Genomic DNA, 18,818 nt, shown 5'->3' on the forward strand with positions numbered 1-18,818 from the left:
CGCGCGGCTTCGTCGTACGTATGGTCAGTTGACGGGTCAACCGAAGGCGGGACCAGGAATGACACACACGTACAGCACGACAGCGGCCTACGGAACGGTCGACGGAGGGCAGCGCGGCTGGAAGGAGCGGGCGAGCCACTACGCCCTCCTGCCGCTGAGGCTCTTCCTCGGCGTGACATTCATCTATGCGGGCATCGACAAGCTCACGGACAGCCAGTTCATGGCGGCGAGCGGAGCCGGTTCCGTCGGCGACATCATGCGCAGCGTGCGCGACACCTCCGCCGTGCCCGCCCTTGTCGACCTGGCGCTCAAGAACCCCGAGGGCTTCGGTTACGCCATCGCTTTCGGTGAGCTCGCCGTCGGTATCGGCACTCTCGTCGGACTGCTGACCCGGCTGGCCGCGTTCGGCGGGGCGCTCATCTCGCTGAGCCTGTGGCTGACCGTGAGCTGGCAGACGAAGCCGTACTACTACGGCAATGACCTCCCGTACATGTTTTGCTGGGTGCCTCTCGTGCTGGCCGGAGCGTCCGTCTGGTCACTGGACGCCCTGATCAGGCGCCGACGTCATGAACGGGCGGCCTACTAGGACAGGTGCCGGTACAGCGTCGCCCTGGACACTCCCAGTGCCTTCGCTATGGCGCTGACGCTCTCGCCCTTGGCCTTCCTCGCCTCGGCCACGGTGAGGAGATCATCAGTGATGACCGTGGGTCGTCCCCCGGTGCGCCCCTGCGCCTTGGCCGCTTCCAGTCCGGCCTTGGTCCTGTCCTTGATGAGAGAGCGCTCAAACTCCGCCATGGCGGCAATGATCTGGAAGAAGAGACGGCCGTCGGCGGAGGTTGTGTCTACGGCACTGAGAGCCCCTGTCAGCACCTTGAAGCCGATACCCCGCTCCCTCAGGCCGTCAACGATGCTCACAAGGTCGATGAGGGACCTTCCAAGCCTGTCGAGCTTCCAGGCAACGAGGGCGTCTCCCTCTCTCAGGTAGTCGAGTACGGCTGTCAGTTCAGGGCGATCGGTGTTCCTGCCGGATGCCTTGTCTTCGAAGATCCGAGAGCATCCCGCTTCGGTGAGTGCATCCCGTTGAAGCTGTGCTTCCTGGTCATCTGTTGAGACTCGGGCGTAGCCGATGAGGTGACCGGTGGCAGTGTTCGTCGTCATGTCCCAAGCGTCTCATAACTCGTCTCAGAACATCAAGGCACTTCAGGTGGTTGTGAGACGGGTTTTGAACACCTCTAGGGGGCTCTGCGGGTCCCGCCGTCCACCGTCTCGTAAACCAAGGTTTCTGAGACGCCCTCCGCTGTGTCCCTGAGACACGCATCCCGGGTGTCCCGTCTCGCGAATCGTCCCTCTGTCTCACCTGACGTTCTCCGATCTCCGTGTCGGGGACACGGTCAAGTGAGACGGCAAGGCGGCGTCTCAGCTGGCTTTGTCTCCTTGCATGCCGGGGCGTCTCCTGGCGGCAAGATCGAATGAGAGGGGACACCAGTTGGGCTGACTCACCTACGAAGCCGTCCGGCGGTCGTCCTCGTCACCTCATCCCCCGCATCTCGTCCGGATCAACCAAGTCTGCTGGATCACTCCGGCGGCACCGAGACGTAGGAGAACCAGGTCGGCCCGAGTGCTGCGAGCGGCTGCCAGCAGTCGGCCAGGAGCGCGGTGACCTCGCCCTCGTCGATGCCGCGGGGCCCAATACCGCGGCGTCTGCGCGGCGCGGCGCGCACCAGGAGGGTGGCTGCTGGAGCGGCAAGGGTACTGACTGTGGTAGCCCAGCCCGGCCGACGCCCCGCCGGGATCCCGTGCAGGCAGCCGTTGTCGAGCAGAAGCGAGGTGGCGCCGACAAGTCGACTGTCGGGGTCGACCGCGCCTGGCTCTGTCACGTCCGCGACACGCCACACGACATGGCCTCTTGGATCCCTGCGGCGGGCGGCGGTGATGGCCTCGGGGGTGTAGTCGACGGCCGTGACCGACCACCCGTGCTCGGCAAGGTAGCGTGCCTGCCGGCCGGTGCCGCAGCCGAGGTCGACGGCCTGGGCGGGTGACTGCGGCGCAGGGCCCTCGACGAGGTCGACGAGGGGGGATGGCACCCCGGGCTGGTCCCAGGGAACAATGCCCAGGCGGTAGAGCGTGCGGTATGTGCGGCGCATGGAGACTCCTCGGTCGGCGGGTCAGTGGGTCAGTGGTCGGTCGGCAGCCGGCGCGGGTGGAACCACAGGAGCGCGGCGATGAAGAGCGCCGGTGCGAACGCGGCAGTGCTGACCTGGCTCAGGCTCAGGTCTCCTGCGGCCAGGTAGGCGAGTGTGGCCGTCCAGTCGATGGCCTGGATGACGATCATCGTGTCGATCCAGGCGACCCGCCGGCGCGGCGCCCGCGCCGCGGCGAACATGCCGTAGGCGTAGCCGAGGAACCGGCCGGCCATCATCGCCAACAGCCAGTTCGCCCACGGAGGCGCTGCCGGTCGCAGACCCAGCGCCGCAGCGCCCCCGACCGGTGCCAGCAGGAACAGCGCCCCGAGGGCCAGCTGGAAGAGTCCGACAGTGACAAGGGTGACGCGTAGTGCCCGCACGGGTGGTGCTCCGTTCAGCCGGTGGACGATGCCGTGACAGTAGGCGAGCACCAAGGCTGATTGTCAAAGAGTGAACTAGTATCCGTTCTTGAACTATTGGACGTGAGCAGGGAGATGCCATGGACGAGAAATGTGCCGACGACGGCTGCCCCGTGGCCCGGGCGGTAGAGATCCTGGACGGCAGGTGGACGATGCTCGTGATCCGCGACCTGCTCGGCGGCACCAAGCGCTTCTCCGAGCTGCGCAACTCGCTTGCCGGCATCAGCCCCAAGACCCTCACCGACCGGCTGCGCTCGCTGGAGGAGCACGGGCTGGTCCGCCGCGTCATCCACGCCGAGGTACCCCCGCGCGTGGAGTACACGCTGACCGACACGGGCCTCGGCCTCGAACCCGCCATTCGCGCACTGGGCGCTTGGGGTGCCACGGTGGCGTCAGCACCGGCAGGAACTCCCACGACTGGCGTCAAGTAGTTGGCGCGGGGCACCGACCTGCGCGACCGGGGCATACGCCTCCAGTCCGACGAGCAGAGATCGACAGCGACTCGTTCGGCATGCTGGCAACCTTCGCCGACCTCCCCCGCCTCCTCGGCGTGACGGACGTAGTCCCAGCTGCAACATCAAGTGAGACCGTCCGCCGGGTAAATCTCACCGCTGATTACATCAGCCCAGGTATGATCAATTGAGATGGGACGCCGGGGTGATGCAGGTGGGAATCCCTGGCAGGGACCGCAGGGGGACGTTCCTTCGACGCTGTACGGGTTTCAGGACTTGTCCCGGTCGGTGCAGTGCCAACACCGGCACGGAGGCCATGCGGACGTCATCAGAACCGGAAGGTCGTCTGAAATGAACACGGCCTGCTCGGGCTCCCAGCTTTTCCCGGAGTCGTGAGAGACCCGCATGGTCATCAAGGGTCGGTCGGCGAAGAGTTCGGGTTCCTTCTCGTGGCTCATGCCCCGTGCGCCCCGGTGTGATGCTGGCGCAGTTCGACGTTCGCGTCAGAGGCAGCGCTGTAGTCGCCTCTGGAGCGGGAGTTCTCCCGACGTACGCAGATTCCGAGACATTGACCGCACCCTGGCACCGCTTTGGGTTCCTGCGGTAGTTCGGCGAGTTCATATCCCTGGAGCTTCTGTGTGTTCGTCATCAGTCCTCCCCGGCTTCGTGGGCTTATCCATGATCGGGCCTCACCGGGTGTGAACCTAGCCTTATTGGCGTTGTCGGGTAACGATCAAGAGCGGAAGCGGTCCGCCCACTCAGTCAGTCGCTCTCTGCATTGCTCTCCGAACAAGGCATGACCCTCGTGCACCGCGAACTCATTCAGGTATGCCGAGACATCTCGATGGTCTCTGAACACCATTGCCCCTGTCTGGGTCTCCACTGTGGCTATTCGACTGTCATAGATAGTGAAGGTGTTCAACGGGCCAATCTGCATATGGCCCTCCAAGGGGATGATTCCGAGTCTGATGTTAGGCAGCAGGCGTACGTCCAGCAGTCCGGGCGTCATCACAGTTCAGAAGGGGTGTGGGTGATGTATCCGGACGTCAAGCTCAGGATAGCCAGCCGGTGTAAGTCCGGTTCGGGGAGACGCCAGGGTCCCCGGTAGCTGACTCCCGGCGTCACTCGAAATGGTGGCGTCGAAGTGGAGTGACAAGCGCCCTTCGGGGGCGTGCAACCGACCAGTCCGCAACATGAAGTGAAGCCTGCAGCGTCGTCATTTAACCCCCGCCCCCGGGCGGGCCAAGGAGGAGCCGAGCCTGTGCTTGTTTGGCGAAGGCCATGGAAGGCGATCTCGGGCCTGGAGCGGTCGCCGAAGAACCTCCCGGCGTAAGGGGCGTGGAATGGTCGGAAGGTCGTCCTGGGAACTGGAGAGGGCCTCCTCGGCCCCGGGTTTGCGGCCCGGGAAGCGTGGCCTGCCTATAACCGGCAGAACCGGGAAATGGCGGGTTGTCGAGAGGCAGTCGGAGGGGGTCGTAGTAGTGGTGATCGGCGGGACAACACAACCCGTCGGGAGCGAAGGACTCCTGCTTCATCGATGCGATTCGCGAACAGGGAGGGACCCGGATGAGTGCCGTTTCGGCTAGTTCCATCCGCCGGGAGGAAGGCGCCGCAGGACCGGGTGGCCGTCCTTTGGACAAGGTCCGAGCCTTGCAACGGACGCTTTACCGCTGTGCCAAGCAAGAACCCGAACGCCGGTTTCACGCCCTGTATAGCCATGTCCACCGCATGGACGTTCTTCGGCGGGCGTGGGTCGGTGTGTGTGCGAACCGAGGAGCCCCGGGCGTTGATGGCGTGACCGTCGACGCAGTGGCGGTCTCGGGGGTGGATGCGTTCCTCCAGGACCTGGCCGAGCGCCTGCGGACGTATACGTATCGTCCGTCGGTGCTGCGGCGGGTCCGGATTCCCAAGCCGGGGCGGCCGGGGGAGTTTCGGCCCCTGTCGATTCCCACCGTGGCGGACCGGGTGGTGATGACGGCCGCGAAACTGGTTCTGGAACCGGTCTTCGAGGCCCAGTTCACCGAGGCGAGCTACGGATTCCGGCCCAAGCGGTCCGCGATCGGCGCGTGCGAAACAGTGCGCGTCGCGGCGAACCAACGGCGGGAGTGGGTTTTCGAGGCCGATATCCGGGACTGCTTCGGGACGATCGACCACGACGCGTTGATGGCCCAGGTGGCCCGACATGTGGTGGACCGGCCGTTCCTGAAGGTGATCCGGGCCTGGCTGAGGATGGGAGTTCTGGAGGGCGGGGTGACCTCCCCGACCGGGGCGGGAACTCCGCAGGGCTCACCGATTTCCCCACTGCTGGCAAATATCGCCCTGCATGTCCTCGATGAGGCGTGGCAGGTCGAGGGCCGTCGGCTGGGAGTGCTGGTGAGGTACTGCGACGACTTCGTGGTTCTGTCGCCGACCGAGCATCGGGCCCAGCAGGCCCGGGAATTGGCGGCGAGAGTGCTCGGACGGCTCGGGATGCGCCTGCATCCGGAGAAGACCGGCATTGTCTGTCTCACGCGGGGCGGACAGGGCTTCGATTTCCTCGGATTCCACCACCGGAAAGCGGAATCGTGGAAGTGGCGGGGCAGGTTCTACCTGCGTCGCTGGCCCTCGGTCAGAGCGATGCGAGTGCTGCGGGAGAAAGTCCGCACGGCTACCGCGATCTCGAAGACCGAGCGGCCGGTGTCCGCCGTGGTCGCCGATCTGAACCCGGTCCTGCGGGGCTGGGCGGCGTACTTCCGTAACGGGAACTCCGGACGGAAGTTCAACGTGATCGACGGCTACATCCACGAACGGCTGGCGATCTTCACCAGCCGGAAACACGGCCGAGCGGGTCGGAACTGGGCCACCCGTTACACCTACGGATGGATCACCCGGCTCGGGGTCTACCGCCTCACCGGAAACGTACGCTGGGCGACGGCGCATGCCAGTCGGTGAACGATGTCGGAAAGCCGTGTGCGGGAGAACCGCATGCACGGTTTGAAGCGGCGGGGACTGGAAACGGAGCATCAGCCACCGCGCCAGTCCCCGACCCTACTGATTGATGCCAGCCGGTCGATCTGCATCGCCATGGCTGAGGCAGGGAGAAACGGCCACCTGACGGCTTGCTCGGTTAGGATAAAGGTGAAGCGTTTTGAGGTGTCGTAAAGGACGGACTGCCGTTCAATCTTCTTCGCAATGGCCTTACTGTGGTCGCCGGGGAGCTGGGCAAGACTTGTCCTGACGTATTCTGGTGTGGCAAGTAGCCCGGTCACCATAGACAGCAGAAAATATCTGAATTCTGTGGATGACTGCTCGAAACCGGCTAGCTCGTTCTGCTTCTTCTCCAAGCCGGTGCGGCGCTGTGACCAAACGTCTTGCCATTCGGTATTGGCGGTGCGCGCCAATGCGGCCACCTGGGCGACAAGATTCGGTGGGGCATCAAGGGCCCTTAGGATCAGTTCTACATCAACAAGGCTGGGTGTTAGCTTCGCTCCTTCGATATTGCTGATCTTTGTCTGTGACATATTGCAGCGAGAGGCGAGCCGAGTCTGTGTGACCCCGGCCCGCTTGCGAAGCGTCTTCAGAGTTTCAGCCAGATCCGCCCTGGACTGGCCTAGCTCTTCCGGCTCAAACGTCAAGACCCTTCACGTACTCCTCAAAGGGCACCGACTCGGCCAGTGCGATGCGCTGGTATTCGATGAACGCTGTCACGTCACCCTCGTACAGTTCCCGGCTGATCTGCGTGCCGTCCGTCTCGTAATGCATGAGGACGACTTCCCTTTTGTCGAACACCCAGAAGTCTTCGACATCGGCCAGGGGGTTGTTCCGGCCCGTCACGTCTATGATTCGGATGTCTTCTCCGGCCCACACATGCGGCAGGTAGTACATGAATTCGTACTGAAGGTATGTGGTCAGAGGGCGGGTGATGATGTGTACGCGCCCTTTGCTCTTTCCTTCACGACGCACCCTCTTCAGATCCTCGGTGTACGCGTTGGAGTGCGTGTGAGGGTCGATGCGCTCGCCAGCCAGATATGCCCGGATCTCTTCCTCTTCCTGAGGAACCCTGTACTCGGGCAGCGTTTCAAGCCGCCACGCCTCACTCTGGAAATCCCGGAACTTGGCTTGCCAAACTTCACCATCCAAGAGCACGAACGGCCTCCCTGAGAACCGATTCCGGGATCTCCACCAGGGCCTCACCCCGCGGAGGCTGGAAGGCGTTGGACACGTCGCCCTGGACGACGATGGAGCCGCTCGCTGTCCGGTATACGTTGGGGCAGTCGTTCTGATTGCACTCCCCGTTGCCGTTTCCGGTGAGTCGGGTCAGTTCCTCACGTGCCATGGGAAACCCCCTTGCCTGTGGCCCCTGTTGGGACTCCTGGAAGGCGACGATACGTAGGGTGGCCATGGTCGTCCATGCGGCAACACAAATATTCGCGTTGCCGGGTAAGGATCTTGAGTTGAGGCTCCCCGTGGGGTGTGGCGGTTCGTCAGGTGCGGTGTGTGCAAGCACCGATCACGCCGTTGGTGTGCAGTCCGCCTGTGATCGGAAGCGCTGTACGGCCTGCAGTGCCACTCGTTGAGACTGAGCGGCTTTCCCTGCCCGGCAATGTCGTTCGGAGCGCCAGGAAGCTGCCCAGGGGTCGCTTCGGCCTTGGTGGGTACATCCGCCTTGGCGAGGGGAACGCACTTCGCTCTCGTGTGACTTGCCTCTCGCTCCCTCGACATGCTGCCCCGGAACCGCTCAGAGGACACGTACATATTTTATGTGGGGGGTTGTATATACCCCCCACGAAAAGAGTCTCTAGTAGTCGCTTCTACTGGTGGGCATCCCCCTCAAGAGGGGTGCCCGCTGAGTGAGTGTTGGGTACTTCCCTTCCTCTTGCCCTGGCCTTCAATGAGGCCCGTTTGTCAGTGGATGGTGAAGGGCTGAGACAGATTTCCTAGGTCAACCTCGGCTCCGAAGTCGACGGTATTTGAAACCCCCTTGGTGTGAGGGTGCAGCCGGATACTGATTCCTGCCTTCAGTAGGTGACGTGTCCTCTCGTCTTCATTATCTTTGTTCCTCTCCCACATGTGACGGAAAGTTTCCCCGGTATCCCGGTACTCGTAACGGTCGGGCCTATCGCCTTCGGCCGAGAGGGAGTCGTGTTCCTCGTACAGGGCTGCAATCTCTTCCTCGGTGGACTGCCTGGCAAATCCAGAAGAGTTCCTTCCGCCGGGGCGGATGGACCTCTGGAGTTCCGTCACGTACTGCTCAATCTCATGGAGTCTCTGAGTGTTGTTCGAGCCCTTGACGTAGTGACGCTCATGCATGGGAAAGTCTCCGATGACTCCAAGGACCATTTTCCCTACGATCTCCCTCACCTTCTCGGCCCGGAAGGCGTAGCCCTTACCGCAGGAATCCCGATTGGCTGACTTGTTGCAGCGGTACACCGGCTTACCCTGTTGCCTCTCCGGATTGAAGAGATACAGGTTCCTGCCGCACCCGCCGCACAGTACAACTCCACGATATGCAGTCGTGTTCTTCGTAGAGCGACGGGCAACTCCGGGGCGCCGATTCATTTCATCCTGGAGCTTGGCCCATTCGTCGTCTGTAAGAACCGGATCGGCCATACGGATCTTTCCCTCGGAATTCAGAATCGGCTGTGATGCTCCGTACTTCTTTCCGGGTACCTTCACCTCCTCGCACTTCCAGCCGAGGATGGTTTCAGACCTCAGAATGGAAGTGAGAGTGCGACTCCGCCATACCGGCGGAGAATCGCCGTTGTTCTTCCGGCGATTCGACATCCTCTCGGCTCCAGGGGACGGTACGCCTCTGGCGTTGAAGTCATCACAGATGGTCGAGTAAGGCTCTCCGTCCTCAACTACTCGCTTGTAAATCTCCCGAATTACATCCTTCTGGTTCTCGCGTACCCGGAGCCTCATTGCTCCGTCAGTGTCACGGAAGGATTCGTAACCGTAGGGAGGGTTTCCCTTGGCCCATACATTCTTGGACTTGGCGTAGCTCTGGAACGACTTGACTCGCATGGAGATGTTCTGTGCTTCAGTCTCCGCGATGGCCGCAAACAGGTCGATGATGACGTGCCGGAGAGGGCCGACCATGTCGAGTACAGGTTCCTTGGCTGAAACCAGGGACTTGCCGCCGTGAGCAGTCGCCCATTTGATCATGTCCTGCATGTCGACGACTTTGCGGACGAACCTGTCCATCTTCCAGAAGAGCAGCAGATCGAATTCCGGTGCTCGGTTGTTCAGCCATTCCCCGAGTTCCGGCCTCTCGAAGGGATGGGACTTGGTGGCGGAGATGTGAGCGTCTCTGGCTACGCCCACCACCTGCCACCCGAGGTGTTGCCTCTCGGCCACGTAGGCCATGCAGTCCTGGAGCTGCCGTTCCAGTGAGGTGGATGCGTCCGTCTCGTTGCTGATCCTGAGGGCGATCAGTACACGCACAGGCTTCATGGGCGGTGACCCTACAACAGCTGTACGCCAGTGACCTCGCCTATCTGATGGCCTGGCTGCCGCTGGTACTCGCCGGCGCTTCGGTGTTCTCGCTCGACGCACTGCTGGCCAAACGGCGGCGCCGGATGCCGTAGTACGTCAGGCTCACCGCCCCGGCCAGGAACAGACCGCCGAAGACGACCGGGAACACCACATAGAAGGGTGTCTGCCAGGAGCCGGCCGCATCGCCCGCGTACAGCAGCGCTGCGGCCAGCACGGCGAGACCCGCGACCAGTTTGCCCGGCCGGAAATCATGCCGGAGTTCACGACGCGGCACGGGTTACCTCCACCTGTCCGATGCCCACTTCGAGACGTAGATCCAGCGTGCCGGACGGCTTCGCGCCGGCGGGCGCGGGCAGCGTCTTCTGCCGTTGCTGATCGGGCGAGACGTCGATGTCGTTCGGCGCGTCGCCGGGCAGACGGACATCGCCGATGCCCGCCTCGGCCCGCAGCTTCACCGTCGCGTTTTTCGGTACGACCACCTTGAGCCGACCCGCCGCGACCTCGGCCTTCGTCGACACCGTCCGGCCCGCCGGGACGGTGAGAGAGGACAGGTCGAGCGTCGCGTCTCCCGAGCCGAGCTCGTACCGCGGCTGGACGGCGGCGACCGAGGCCGGCTTCCACTCCGTACGTATCCACTCGGTGGTGATGTCCTTGGGCAGCGCGGCGGCTCCCGCCAGCAGCACCGCCGTGATCACCGTCATCATGATCGTGCCGAAGCCGGTTCGGCCGAACAGCGAGCTCACCAGCAGACCCAGCCCGAACACCGCCAGCGCGCAGACGAGTCCGATCTGCAGGCTCGTGCCCAGCGGCCGGCTGTCCCAGCTGCTCCCGGTGCCGAGGCCGCCCGCGAGGAGCGCGAGAAGGAAGACGGTGCCGCCGATTCCGCGCGGCCCGCGCGCATAGGAGGCAGCCGCGGTCCTACGGGGCCGACGCGTCGCGCCGGCCTCCGCCACCGCGCTCTCCGGACCCCACAGATAGCCGGTCGGCACCGGCCCTGTCGTCCCGTCCTTGACGATCGGGTCCCGCCACCATGAGGGCCTGTCGGTCACGGGCGGCGCCTTCGTCTCGGGCGGCGCCTCGGCCACCGCGTGCGCCGTCGCCGGATCCAGCGGTACGCCGTCGGGTGCGGTGAGACGGCGGCGCTGCGACCACACGGCAGCGCCGGCCACCGCGAGGGAGAGCAGCGCGGCGAAGGCGAGCGTCCCGCCGTTGCTCAGCATCGAGAGGAACAGCCCGCAGCCGATGAGAGCGAGGAGTACGGCGGTGAGGGAAGCGCCGTCGACCCGGCCGGACAGCAGCCGGCGCACCTCGTTCTCCTCCTCGTCCTCGGACGGGATCAGCAGCCAGGCGAAGCCGTAGAAGATCAGGCCGACGCCGCCGGTCACGGAGAGCACACCGATGACGATCCGGAATATCACCGGGTCGATGTCGAAGTACCGGCCGAGCCCGCCGCAGACGCCGGCCACGACTTTCTGGCGGGGCGTGCGGCGCAACTGCTGCGCCTCGGGCGGCGCCACAGCGGGCTGCGCCTCCGGCTGCGTGTCATGCGCCGCCGGTGGTGGGGTCGGCTGATTCATATGTCCATGGTGACGGGCGCCGCGCTGTGATGGCACCCAGGCCGACCCTGGCCCTTCCCTGATATCGCGGGCGGCTTTCAGGGTCGGTTTAAGGGACGACCCTGATACCACGGCCTGTCCCTACATGTGACGATCGGGGCATGCCAGTCGCCACGCCCCGACCCGTCGGTCCCTCTCGCGCCCCCGTGCCGGAGGAGCAGCCACTGCGCAAGCTGTACCGCAGCGCCGACGGCCGGATGCTCGGCGGCGTGGCGCGCGGGCTGGCCGGGCATCTGGGTCTGCCCGTCATCTGGGTACGACTGGTCTTCCTCGGCCTCTTCATGGCCGACGGCCTCGGCGTGCTGCTGTACGCCGTCTTCTGGATCGTCGTACCGCTCGGCGTCGGCGGCAGGACCCCCGAGCCGCGCTCCGTCTTCGAGACCACGCCCGACGGCCGGCGACGGTTGCGTAAGCCCGACAAGGGCCAGGTTTTCGCGACAGTCGCGTTGATGGTCGGCGCCGCGATCTTCGTCGGCAATGTCGAGATGGGCAGCAGCGCGAACCGTTATGTCGGGCCGATACTGCTGATCGGTGCCGGTGTGGTGCTGGTGTGGCGGCAGGCGGACAACGCCCGCCGGGCACGCTGGGCCACCCTGTCGACGGGCAGCCGGCGGCGCCGGCTGCTGCAGCTGGGCCGGGCGCTCGCCGGTGTGGCGCTGGTCGGTATGGGCCTGACCGTCTTCATGGTGGTCCGCGGCTCGGCGGCCCAGCTCGGCAACGTACTGACCGCCGCGATCGCCGTCATCGCCGGTGTCGCTCTGCTCGCGGGGCCGTGGCTGGTGCGGATGACACAGGACCTCTCGGAGGAACGGACCATGCGCATCCGGGCCCAGGAGCGTGCCGAAGTCGCGGCCCACGTCCATGACTCCGTACTGCACACCCTCACCCTGATCCAGCGGAACGCCGACGACGGCGGCGAAGTGCGCCGTCTCGCCCGCGCCCAGGAGCGCGAGCTGCGGAACTGGCTCTACAAGCCGGGGGGCACCGGGAAGGACGAGGGCGAGGAGCCGGACACGCTCGCCGAGGCGGTGAAGAAGGCCGCCGCCGAGGTGGAGGACAAGCACGGTGTCCCGCTGGAGGTCGTGGTCGTCGGCGACTGCCCGCTCGACGAGAAACTGTCCGCGCAGATGCAGGCCGCGCGTGAGGCGATGGTCAATGCGGCCAAGTACGGTGGCGAGGGGGGCGCGGTCCAGGTCTACGCGGAGGTCGAGGGCCGGACGGTCTTCGTGTCCGTGCGGGACAGGGGACCCGGATTCGATCCGGATTCGGTGCCCCAGGACCGGATGGGCGTAAGAGAATCGATCATCGGCCGGATGCAGCGCCACGGCGGAACGGCGCGACTGCGCTCGGTTCCCGGCGGAGGCACCGAGGTCGAGCTGGAGATGGAGAGGGCGGGCGAATGACCGAGACCGAGGCTGCTGGAGAGACCACCGAGCGGCGTGTGCGGGTCGTGCTCGTCGACGACCACCGGATGTTCCGTACCGGAGTGCAGGCCGAGATCGGCCAGACCGACCGCACCGGCGTCGAGGTGGTCGGCGAGGCCGCCGATGTCGACCAGGCGGTCAACGTGATCACGGCGACCCATCCCGAGGTCGTCCTGCTGGATGTGCATCTGCCGGGCGGCGGCGGGGTGGAGGTGCTGCGCCGCTGCGCCTCGCTGATGGCGGCCACGGAGAATCCCGTCCGGTTCCTGGCGCTGTCCGTGTCCGACGCGGCTGAGGATGTGATCGGGGTGATCCGGGGCGGAGCGCGCGGCTATGTCACCAAGACGATCACGGGCACGGATCTGGTCGACTCGGTCTTCCGGGTGCAGGAGGGCGACGCGGTTTTCTCCCCGCGGCTCGCGGGCTTCGTGCTCGACGCGTTCGCCTCGACGGACGCACCGCCGGTGGACGAGGACCTCGATCGGCTCACTCAGCGGGAACGGGAAGTGCTGCGGCTGATCGCGCGGGGTTACGCGTACAAGGAAATCGCGAAGCAGCTGTTCATCTCGGTGAAGACGGTGGAGTCGCATGTATCGGCCGTGCTGCGGAAACTTCAGCTCTCCAACCGGCACGAACTGACCCGATGGGCGACCGCCCGACGCCTGGTCTAAGGTCCGTTGTGAGGTAACCGGTACATAGCCGGGCAACCAGATGTGCCGAGTTCACCTCTTGTTTTGCGTGATGAATTTGACGGGGAACACCTTCTTCGTGATCACGATCGTGTTGGTCGTGATCGCCGTCCTGCTGCCGTTGCTGCTGTGGAGCCGGCTGCGCGGCCCCGCTCTGGTGCGGGGCGCCGGTCGGTTGTTCATGGTGCTCTTCGCGCAGGCCACCGCCGTGCTCTTGGTCTTCGTGGCGGTGAACAACGCAAATGGTCTCTACGACAGCTGGGACGATCTGCTCGGCACGACCGACCATGTCGACTCGGCGATCGACCTCGGCCCGAGCGGCACGGGCGGCAGACAGATTTCTTCGCTGCCCAAGGTTCCTCTGAAGTTCGCGAAGGTCAACGACCCTCAGCTCGGCAGCGGCTTGCTGCGCACCTCGCTCAAGGGCTCCATATCGGGTGTGCAGGGCGAGGTCTACGTCTGGCTGCCGCCGCAGTACAACGATCCCGCGTACCGCAACAAGAAGTTCCCGGCCGTCGAGGTGCTCTCCGGCTTCCCCGGCTCGTCGAAGAGCTGGTTCAGGGCGCTGAAGTTCCAGAGCAGGGTCCAGCCGCTGATCGAGTCGGGCAAGGTCGCGCCCTTCATCCTGGTCTCGCCGCGGACCATGCTGCTCGGCAAGTCCGACGCCGGGTACGCGAACATACCGGGTGAGGTCAATGCGGACAGCTGGCTGAGCGTCGACGTACGCAAGGTGGTCACCGACAATTTCCGGGTCTCCCCGAACCCGGAGAACTGGGCCATCGCGGGCTACTCGGCGGGCGGGCACGGCGCGGCCAAGCTGGCCCTGGCCCACCCCGACCGCTTCAGCGCGGCCGTCAGCTTCTCCGGGTACAACGATCCGGCCGTCGAGCGCGGCTCGCTGACGGGCGCCGACCCGAAGCTGCGGCGCGAGAACGACGTCCTGAACATCCTGAAGTCGGCGAGGACGCCGCCACGTGTGTCGCTGCTGGCGATGGGCGAGGGCGCGGACGGCTACGAGCCGGGGCTCGCCCTGAGGCGTGCGTCCAAGGCGCCGACGCTGGTGGAAGTACGGCAGACGTGGGGCGGGCATCTGCCGGAGGTGTGGAGCAGGGAGCTGCCTTACGCGTTCAAGTGGCTGACGCGGCAGATGCAGCCGCAGCACCAGGGCGGCGTGGACGGCGGGACGCCTGCGGACGGGGGAGGGCCCAGCGTTGGCGGGGTGTCCCACGAGGCCCAGGACGGTCAGAGGTCCGCCGACGGCCAGGCGGCAGCCGCCGGTGGTGGGCTGCTGGAGTGACAGTGTGGCCTCTGGAGCGGCAGCGGTGACCTCCTGAGCACGGTGACCTCCGGAGCGACTGCAGCGACCTCCGGAGTGACTGTGGCGGCTTGCTGGAGTGACAGCGATCGCCTACTGGAGTGACATGTCGGTCTTGTTGCCGACCCGCCGGTAGCCGATCCCCGCATAGATCCGCTCGATGTCCGCGTCGCCCGGCTCCAGCCACACAACGCTGCAGCCGCGGTCGAAGGCGGTGGCCGTCAGATACGCGGACAGGGCCGCGCCGATGCCGCGGCGGCGGTGCGAGGAGGCGACCGCCAGGCCGCACAGCTCGCTCAGCCCGTCGACCGGGACGGAGCAGCCGCCCGTGGCGACCGGTGTGCCGTCCTTGTCGTCCGTGGCGAGGCCGGCGACTCCGCCGCCCTCGGCGGCCCCGCGCAGCCAGGCGATTTCCCCCTCGGTGGGGCCGCCCGTCTCGCCGTACGCGAGATGCTGCACGCCCGCCGCGGCGGTGTACCCGGCTTCGTCGGAGGGCTGGCAGAGGCTGATCCTGTCGACCGGCGGCGGAGCTATGAGGGTTCCGGGCGTGCAGGCCAGCAGTGGCGCGCGGTGCTCGACCCTGAATCCGGCCGCGAGCAGGGCCGGCTCGACCTCGGGCGCGCACGACGGCAGGAACTCCAGGCGCGGCTGTCGGTCGCGCTCGCGGAAAACGGCGATCAGTGCGTTGACCTCTTCGGTGGTCGGCTCCGCGCCGTGGTCCGGGATGGCGTAATTGGCCGGCGGGATGGCCCAGTCGGGGTTGTAGCGCACCGTGAAGGGGCCGACGCGGACGTGATCGGGCGAGCGGAGCGTGAGCGTGCGTACGTAGTTCTGGACGTCGAGGTCCACGAGGGCTCCTGCCGCGATCGGGATCTTGGGACGCCGGGGATGGTGTCACTCCCGTGCGCGGCCGGGCAAGCGGATTTCGAGCGCATTGCGGTGTGTGTGGAGGCGTGGTCCGTGTGGTGGCTGGGCCGTGCGGTGGCTACGCGGGGCGGGTCGCACCCGCGAAGGGCATCTGGTCGATGGGCGCGATACGGACGGGGGCGCCTGGACGGGGTGCGTGGATCATCTGTCCGCCGCCGATGTAGAGGCCGACATGTGAGACACCGGAGTAGAAGAACACCAGGTCGCCAGGGGCTAGTTGAGAGCGGGACACGCGTTCGCCGGTGCTGATCTGGGTGTAGGTGGTGCGGGGCAGCGAGACGCCGGCGGAGCGCCAGGCGGACTGCGTCAGACCGGAGCAGTCGTACGCATTCGGGCCCGTCGCACCCCAGACGTAGGGTTTGCCCAGTGCTCCGTACGCGTACGCAACGGCTTGCGCGGCACGGGGATTGGGGGCCCGGAGCGAGCCGCGGGGGCCGGCGGAGCGGTCGGCGCGGGTATCCGTCGCACCATCCACGCCGCCGTAGGAGGAGTCGTACGCCGTGCGCTGCTCGGCTGTCATCCGGTTCAGCAGACGCTCCGCGGCGGCCAGCTTCTCCTGGACGGTCGCCTTGTGCTCCGCCAACTCGGTCTGCCGGGCCCTGAGGGCACTCATCCGCTCGCCCGCCCGTGCCTTCAACTGTGCGATCTCCACCAGCTGTCGGTGTACGCCGGAGATCGCGTCCGCATGCCGCTCGCCGACCCGCTCGGCGAGGGCGGCGCGCTCCAGATACTGGTCGGGGTCGGAAGTGAGCGCGAGCTGCAGACCGGGGTCGATACCGCCGGCGCGGTACTGGGCGGTGGCGATCGAACCGAGTGCATTCCGCGAGGTGTTGAGCCGCTCGGTCCTGCGCACTGCCTCGTCGCGCAGCGCGTCGAGTGACCCGCGCGCCTCGGCAGCACGCTCCTTGGCCCCGTTGTACTTCTCGGTGGCTGCCTCCGCCTCCTGGTACAGCCTGTCGACCTTGGCCTTGACCTGTGCGGGGCTCAACTGGGGCTCGGCCTGCCCGGTGCCTTCCAGTGCGGTGGCGGTCGCTGCGCCGGCGAGCGCGAGGGTGGCGGCGGTACGGGCGGCGGGCCCGGTGAGGGGATGCTGCCTGGGTTTCCGGTGCGCTGCCACGACGGCGTCCACGTCCTTCCGTTCCCTGCCGGTCCGAGTCGGAGTCCGACGGCGGACCGCACAGGGGGAGCGGCCCGCCGCCGGATCCCTCGGCGGTGGTGACCGGCGGCCGCCCGGGAGCTCGGCAGCGGTGGAAAGTCGGTCACCTGAGGGAGGACGCTAAACGTGGCGGTCACGGCGAAGAGGCGTAAGGACCGATATTGGCCAAAGGTGGACACGAGCGTGCGCCTTGTGAGAGCCCTGCTCATGGTGCCGGACCGCATTCCCCTACCGGTGTGACCGATGAGGCGAACGAGGCCTACCTGCCCGGCGGGTGGTGGTATGGGGACGGTTAGGCTCCGCCTCATGGACGTACTCATCAATGTCTTTGTCGCCCTTCACATCATCGGCATCGCGTCGCTGCTCGGCGGCTTCCTCACTCAGATGAAGGCGATGGGCGCGGGAGAGGCGCGCTTCATCCCGGCGATGCTGCACGGCGCGCTGACGATGCTGGTCACGGGCGTGGTGCTGGTGGGCCTGAACCAGGCCGACGACCAGCCGGTGAACAACCTCAAGATCGGCATCAAGATGGCGGTGCTGATCGTGATCCTGGGCCTGGTGTATGTGAAGCGGGACGAGGAGAGGGTGGACAAGGCGATGTTCGGGGCGGTGGGCGGACTGACGGTCGTGAACATCTTCATCGCCACGCTCTGGACGTGAGAGCGCCGCTTCTGATGTGAGAGCATCGCTCCCGATGTGAGAGCGGCGCTTTCCGTACGTGACAACGCCCGGGCGCGGTCGGGCCCGGGCGTTCCACTTGGTCCGCTATGCCGGACGCACGCTGCCGTAGATCGGCATGTAGTAGATCGACTCCTCGCGGACGTTCGCGCCGGGCTTGGGCGCGTGGATCATCTTGCCGTCGCCGATGTAGATGCCGACGTGGCTGATGTCGTCGTAGAAGAAGACCAGGTCACCCGGGAGCAGATCCTTCGTCGCGACCCGCGTGCCGACCTTCACCTGGTCCCAGGTGGTGCGCGGCAGATCCACGCCGGCCGCCTTCCAGGCGGCCTGGGTCAGTCCCGAGCAGTCGTACGAGCTCGGGCCCGTCGCGCCCCAGACATACGGCTTGCCCAGCTGCGAACGGGCGAACGACAGGACCTTGTCGGCCTTGGCCGCGTACCTGCTGTCGGCGGTGCCGGATCCCGTGCCCGCGCTTGCGCCCGTACCCGTGCCCGGCTGCTGCTCCTGCTCCTGGCGCTTTCGTTCCGCCTCCGCGTCGGCGCGGGCCTGCGCCTCCTCCTTGGCCTTGGCCTCGGCCTTGCGGCGGGCCGCTTCCTCCTTCTCGCGCTCGATCGCCGCGAGCCGCGCCTTCTCCTCGGCGGTGAGCTTCGACAGCAGCGAACGCGCCTCGCTCAGCTTCGCCTGGACTTCCCGCTTGCTGGTGCGCAGCGCCTGCTGGGAGTCCGTGAGCGACTCGAGGCTCTTCGTCGCCTCCGCCCGCTGCTTGGCCGCCGCGGCCCGCTGGGTCTCGTAGTCGTCGATGACGGTGCGCTGACGGTCGGTCATCCGGTCCATCAGCTGGGTCTGGTCGAAGTACGCCTGGGGGCTGTCCGCGAGCAGCAGCGCCGCGGTCGGGGTGACCGCGCCCGTCCGGTACTGCGCGGCCGCGTAGTTGCCCAGGGTGCGCCGGGACTCGTTCAGCTTGTCGGTGCGCTTCGCGGCGTCGTCGAGCAGCTGGTCGACCTCGCGCCGCTTCTCGTCGGTGGATTCCTTGGCCTTGTTGTACTTCTCGGTCGCGCTTCCGGCCTGCCGGTACAGGTCGTCGACCTTCTTCTGCACCTCTTCGACGGAGGGCTTCGGCTCGGCGGGCGCGGCGTTGGCGCTCTGCGTCGACAACAGGGTGACGGAGGCGAGGGCAGCCGTCGTGAACCCGACGGCGGGGGAGTTGGCGCGTAGACCTGCCATTCCGGCAATTCCGGTACGGGCACGCGGTTTGCGATGCGACGCCAAGGCCGGCATCTCCTTCTTCCGTGGACCGCCTACCGGGTTAGCTGTCGGGTTCGGGCGGAACGGAAGATCGCCCTACGGACCGAGAAAGACAGGTCCGATTCACCCCGGTTGTGCATGGTGGGTCCCCGGTTCCGAACTCCCGTGAAGGAAGTCCGAATTCGGCGCAGGCCGCCCGATTCGGCGTGAGTCGCCAGGGGGGTACGGGCCGCCTGA

The 18,818-nt window shown here is 66.2% G+C and carries 19 protein-coding genes, 1 pseudogene and 1 riboswitch; of the genes and pseudogenes, 7 read left to right on the forward strand and 13 right to left on the reverse strand.

The genetic code is table 11. The features are described from left to right. Positions 1 to 58 precede the first annotated feature (58 nt). Complete coding sequence (locus OG966_RS24755) at positions 59 to 586, forward strand: DoxX family protein (RefSeq protein WP_326652023.1); 528 nt, start codon at positions 59 to 61, stop codon at positions 584 to 586. Here OG966_RS24755 and OG966_RS24760 read toward each other — a convergent pair. The 3 genes from OG966_RS24760 to OG966_RS24770 form a co-directional block, all read right to left on the reverse strand. Then, entirely contained in the window at positions 583 to 1,158 is a 576-nt protein-coding gene (locus OG966_RS24760) for a recombinase family protein (protein ID WP_326652024.1), read from the reverse strand. The genes OG966_RS24755 and OG966_RS24760 overlap by 4 nt on opposite strands. A gap of 416 nt (positions 1,159 to 1,574) precedes the next feature. Beyond that, the gene (locus OG966_RS24765) at positions 1,575 to 2,144 is read right to left on the reverse strand and encodes a class I SAM-dependent methyltransferase (RefSeq protein WP_326652025.1); all 570 of its coding nucleotides are present in this window, start codon (positions 2,142 to 2,144) and stop codon (positions 1,575 to 1,577) included. A gap of 29 nt (positions 2,145 to 2,173) precedes the next feature. Further along, the gene (locus tag OG966_RS24770) at positions 2,174 to 2,563 is read right to left on the reverse strand and encodes a hypothetical protein (RefSeq protein WP_326652026.1); all 390 of its coding nucleotides are present in this window, start codon (positions 2,561 to 2,563) and stop codon (positions 2,174 to 2,176) included. Between the two features lie 119 nt (positions 2,564 to 2,682). On the opposite strand from OG966_RS24770, the gene OG966_RS24775 reads away from it, so the two are divergent. Next, positions 2,683 to 3,033: a winged helix-turn-helix transcriptional regulator gene (locus OG966_RS24775; RefSeq protein WP_326652027.1), complete on the forward strand. Its 351-nt coding sequence runs from the start codon at positions 2,683 to 2,685 to the stop codon at positions 3,031 to 3,033. 754 nt (positions 3,034 to 3,787) lie between these two features. On the opposite strand, the gene OG966_RS24780 is transcribed toward OG966_RS24775, so the two are convergent. Next, a complete protein-coding gene (locus OG966_RS24780) occupies positions 3,788 to 4,063 on the reverse strand; it encodes a Scr1 family TA system antitoxin-like transcriptional regulator (protein WP_326652028.1) in 276 nt (91 codons plus the stop codon). Positions 4,064 to 4,782: 719 nt separating this feature from the next. Between OG966_RS24780 and ltrA the strand changes: the two genes are divergently transcribed. Next, positions 4,783 to 5,985, forward strand: a complete 1,203-nt coding sequence (ltrA, locus tag OG966_RS24785) for a group II intron reverse transcriptase/maturase (protein ID WP_326655351.1) — start codon at positions 4,783 to 4,785, stop codon at positions 5,983 to 5,985. 74 nt (positions 5,986 to 6,059) lie between these two features. Here ltrA and OG966_RS24790 read toward each other — a convergent pair. The 6 genes and pseudogenes from OG966_RS24790 to OG966_RS24815 all read right to left on the reverse strand — a co-directional run. After that, a pseudogene (locus tag OG966_RS24790) lies at positions 6,060 to 6,668 on the reverse strand (Scr1 family TA system antitoxin-like transcriptional regulator); the annotation flags it as partial. Continuing rightward, positions 6,658 to 7,179, reverse strand: coding sequence for a DUF6879 family protein (locus tag OG966_RS24795; RefSeq protein ID WP_326652029.1), 522 nt, complete (start codon positions 7,177 to 7,179; stop codon positions 6,658 to 6,660). The gene OG966_RS24795 and the pseudogene OG966_RS24790, both read right to left, overlap by 11 nt. After that, the gene (locus tag OG966_RS24800) at positions 7,163 to 7,369 is read right to left on the reverse strand and encodes a hypothetical protein (protein WP_326652030.1); all 207 of its coding nucleotides are present in this window, start codon (positions 7,367 to 7,369) and stop codon (positions 7,163 to 7,165) included. The genes OG966_RS24795 and OG966_RS24800 overlap by 17 nt, the downstream gene beginning before the upstream one ends. Before the next feature lie 569 nt (positions 7,370 to 7,938). After that, positions 7,939 to 9,486, reverse strand: coding sequence for a recombinase family protein (locus OG966_RS24805; RefSeq protein ID WP_326652032.1), 1,548 nt, complete (start codon positions 9,484 to 9,486; stop codon positions 7,939 to 7,941). A 40-nt stretch (positions 9,487 to 9,526) separates the two neighbouring features. Next, positions 9,527 to 9,802 (reverse strand): hypothetical protein, encoded by a 276-nt coding sequence (locus tag OG966_RS24810; protein ID WP_326655577.1) that lies wholly within the window; start codon positions 9,800 to 9,802, stop codon positions 9,527 to 9,529. Then, positions 9,789 to 11,105 carry a PspC domain-containing protein gene (locus OG966_RS24815; protein ID WP_326652034.1) on the reverse strand — a complete coding sequence of 439 codons (1,317 nt, stop codon included), beginning with the start codon at positions 11,103 to 11,105 and terminating at the stop codon, positions 9,789 to 9,791. Before OG966_RS24815 ends, OG966_RS24810 begins: the two co-directional genes overlap by 14 nt. A 140-nt stretch (positions 11,106 to 11,245) precedes the next feature. Here OG966_RS24815 and OG966_RS24820 point away from each other — a divergent pair, with 140 nt between their 5' ends. The 3 genes from OG966_RS24820 (at position 11,246) to OG966_RS24830 (ending at position 14,554) form a co-directional block, all read left to right on the forward strand. Further along, positions 11,246 to 12,547, forward strand: a complete 1,302-nt coding sequence (locus OG966_RS24820; RefSeq protein ID WP_326652035.1) for a PspC domain-containing protein — start codon at positions 11,246 to 11,248, stop codon at positions 12,545 to 12,547. After that, on the forward strand, positions 12,544 to 13,239 hold the full coding sequence (locus OG966_RS24825) for a response regulator transcription factor (protein WP_326652036.1): 696 nt from the start codon (positions 12,544 to 12,546) through the stop codon (positions 13,237 to 13,239). The genes OG966_RS24820 and OG966_RS24825 overlap by 4 nt, the downstream gene beginning before the upstream one ends. A gap of 70 nt (positions 13,240 to 13,309) precedes the next feature. Beyond that, on the forward strand, positions 13,310 to 14,554 hold the full coding sequence (locus OG966_RS24830) for an alpha/beta hydrolase (protein WP_326652037.1): 1,245 nt from the start codon (positions 13,310 to 13,312) through the stop codon (positions 14,552 to 14,554). Positions 14,555 to 14,665: 111 nt separating this feature from the next. On the opposite strand, the gene OG966_RS24835 is transcribed toward OG966_RS24830, so the two are convergent. Both OG966_RS24835 and OG966_RS24840 read right to left on the reverse strand, forming a co-directional pair. Continuing rightward, positions 14,666 to 15,421 (reverse strand): GNAT family N-acetyltransferase, encoded by a 756-nt coding sequence (locus tag OG966_RS24835; protein WP_326652038.1) that lies wholly within the window; start codon positions 15,419 to 15,421, stop codon positions 14,666 to 14,668. Positions 15,422 to 15,557: 136 nt separating this feature from the next. Continuing rightward, positions 15,558 to 16,616, reverse strand: a complete 1,059-nt coding sequence (locus OG966_RS24840; RefSeq protein ID WP_326655352.1) for a C40 family peptidase — start codon at positions 16,614 to 16,616, stop codon at positions 15,558 to 15,560. A 345-nt stretch (positions 16,617 to 16,961) separates the two neighbouring features. On the opposite strand from OG966_RS24840, the gene OG966_RS24845 reads away from it, so the two are divergent. Continuing rightward, complete coding sequence (locus OG966_RS24845; RefSeq protein ID WP_326652039.1) at positions 16,962 to 17,315, forward strand: hypothetical protein; 354 nt, start codon at positions 16,962 to 16,964, stop codon at positions 17,313 to 17,315. A 105-nt stretch (positions 17,316 to 17,420) separates the two neighbouring features. On the opposite strand, the gene OG966_RS24850 is transcribed toward OG966_RS24845, so the two are convergent. Further along, entirely contained in the window at positions 17,421 to 18,614 is a 1,194-nt protein-coding gene (locus OG966_RS24850) for a C40 family peptidase (protein WP_326652040.1), read from the reverse strand. Positions 18,615 to 18,616: 2 nt separating this feature from the next. Continuing rightward, a riboswitch (cyclic di-AMP (ydaO/yuaA leader) is annotated at positions 18,617 to 18,779 on the reverse strand. Between the last annotated feature and the right edge of the window lie 39 nt (positions 18,780 to 18,818).

Source organism: Streptomyces sp. NBC_01750 (assembly GCF_035918095.1).
GTDB lineage: Bacteria > Actinomycetota > Actinomycetes > Streptomycetales > Streptomycetaceae > Streptomyces.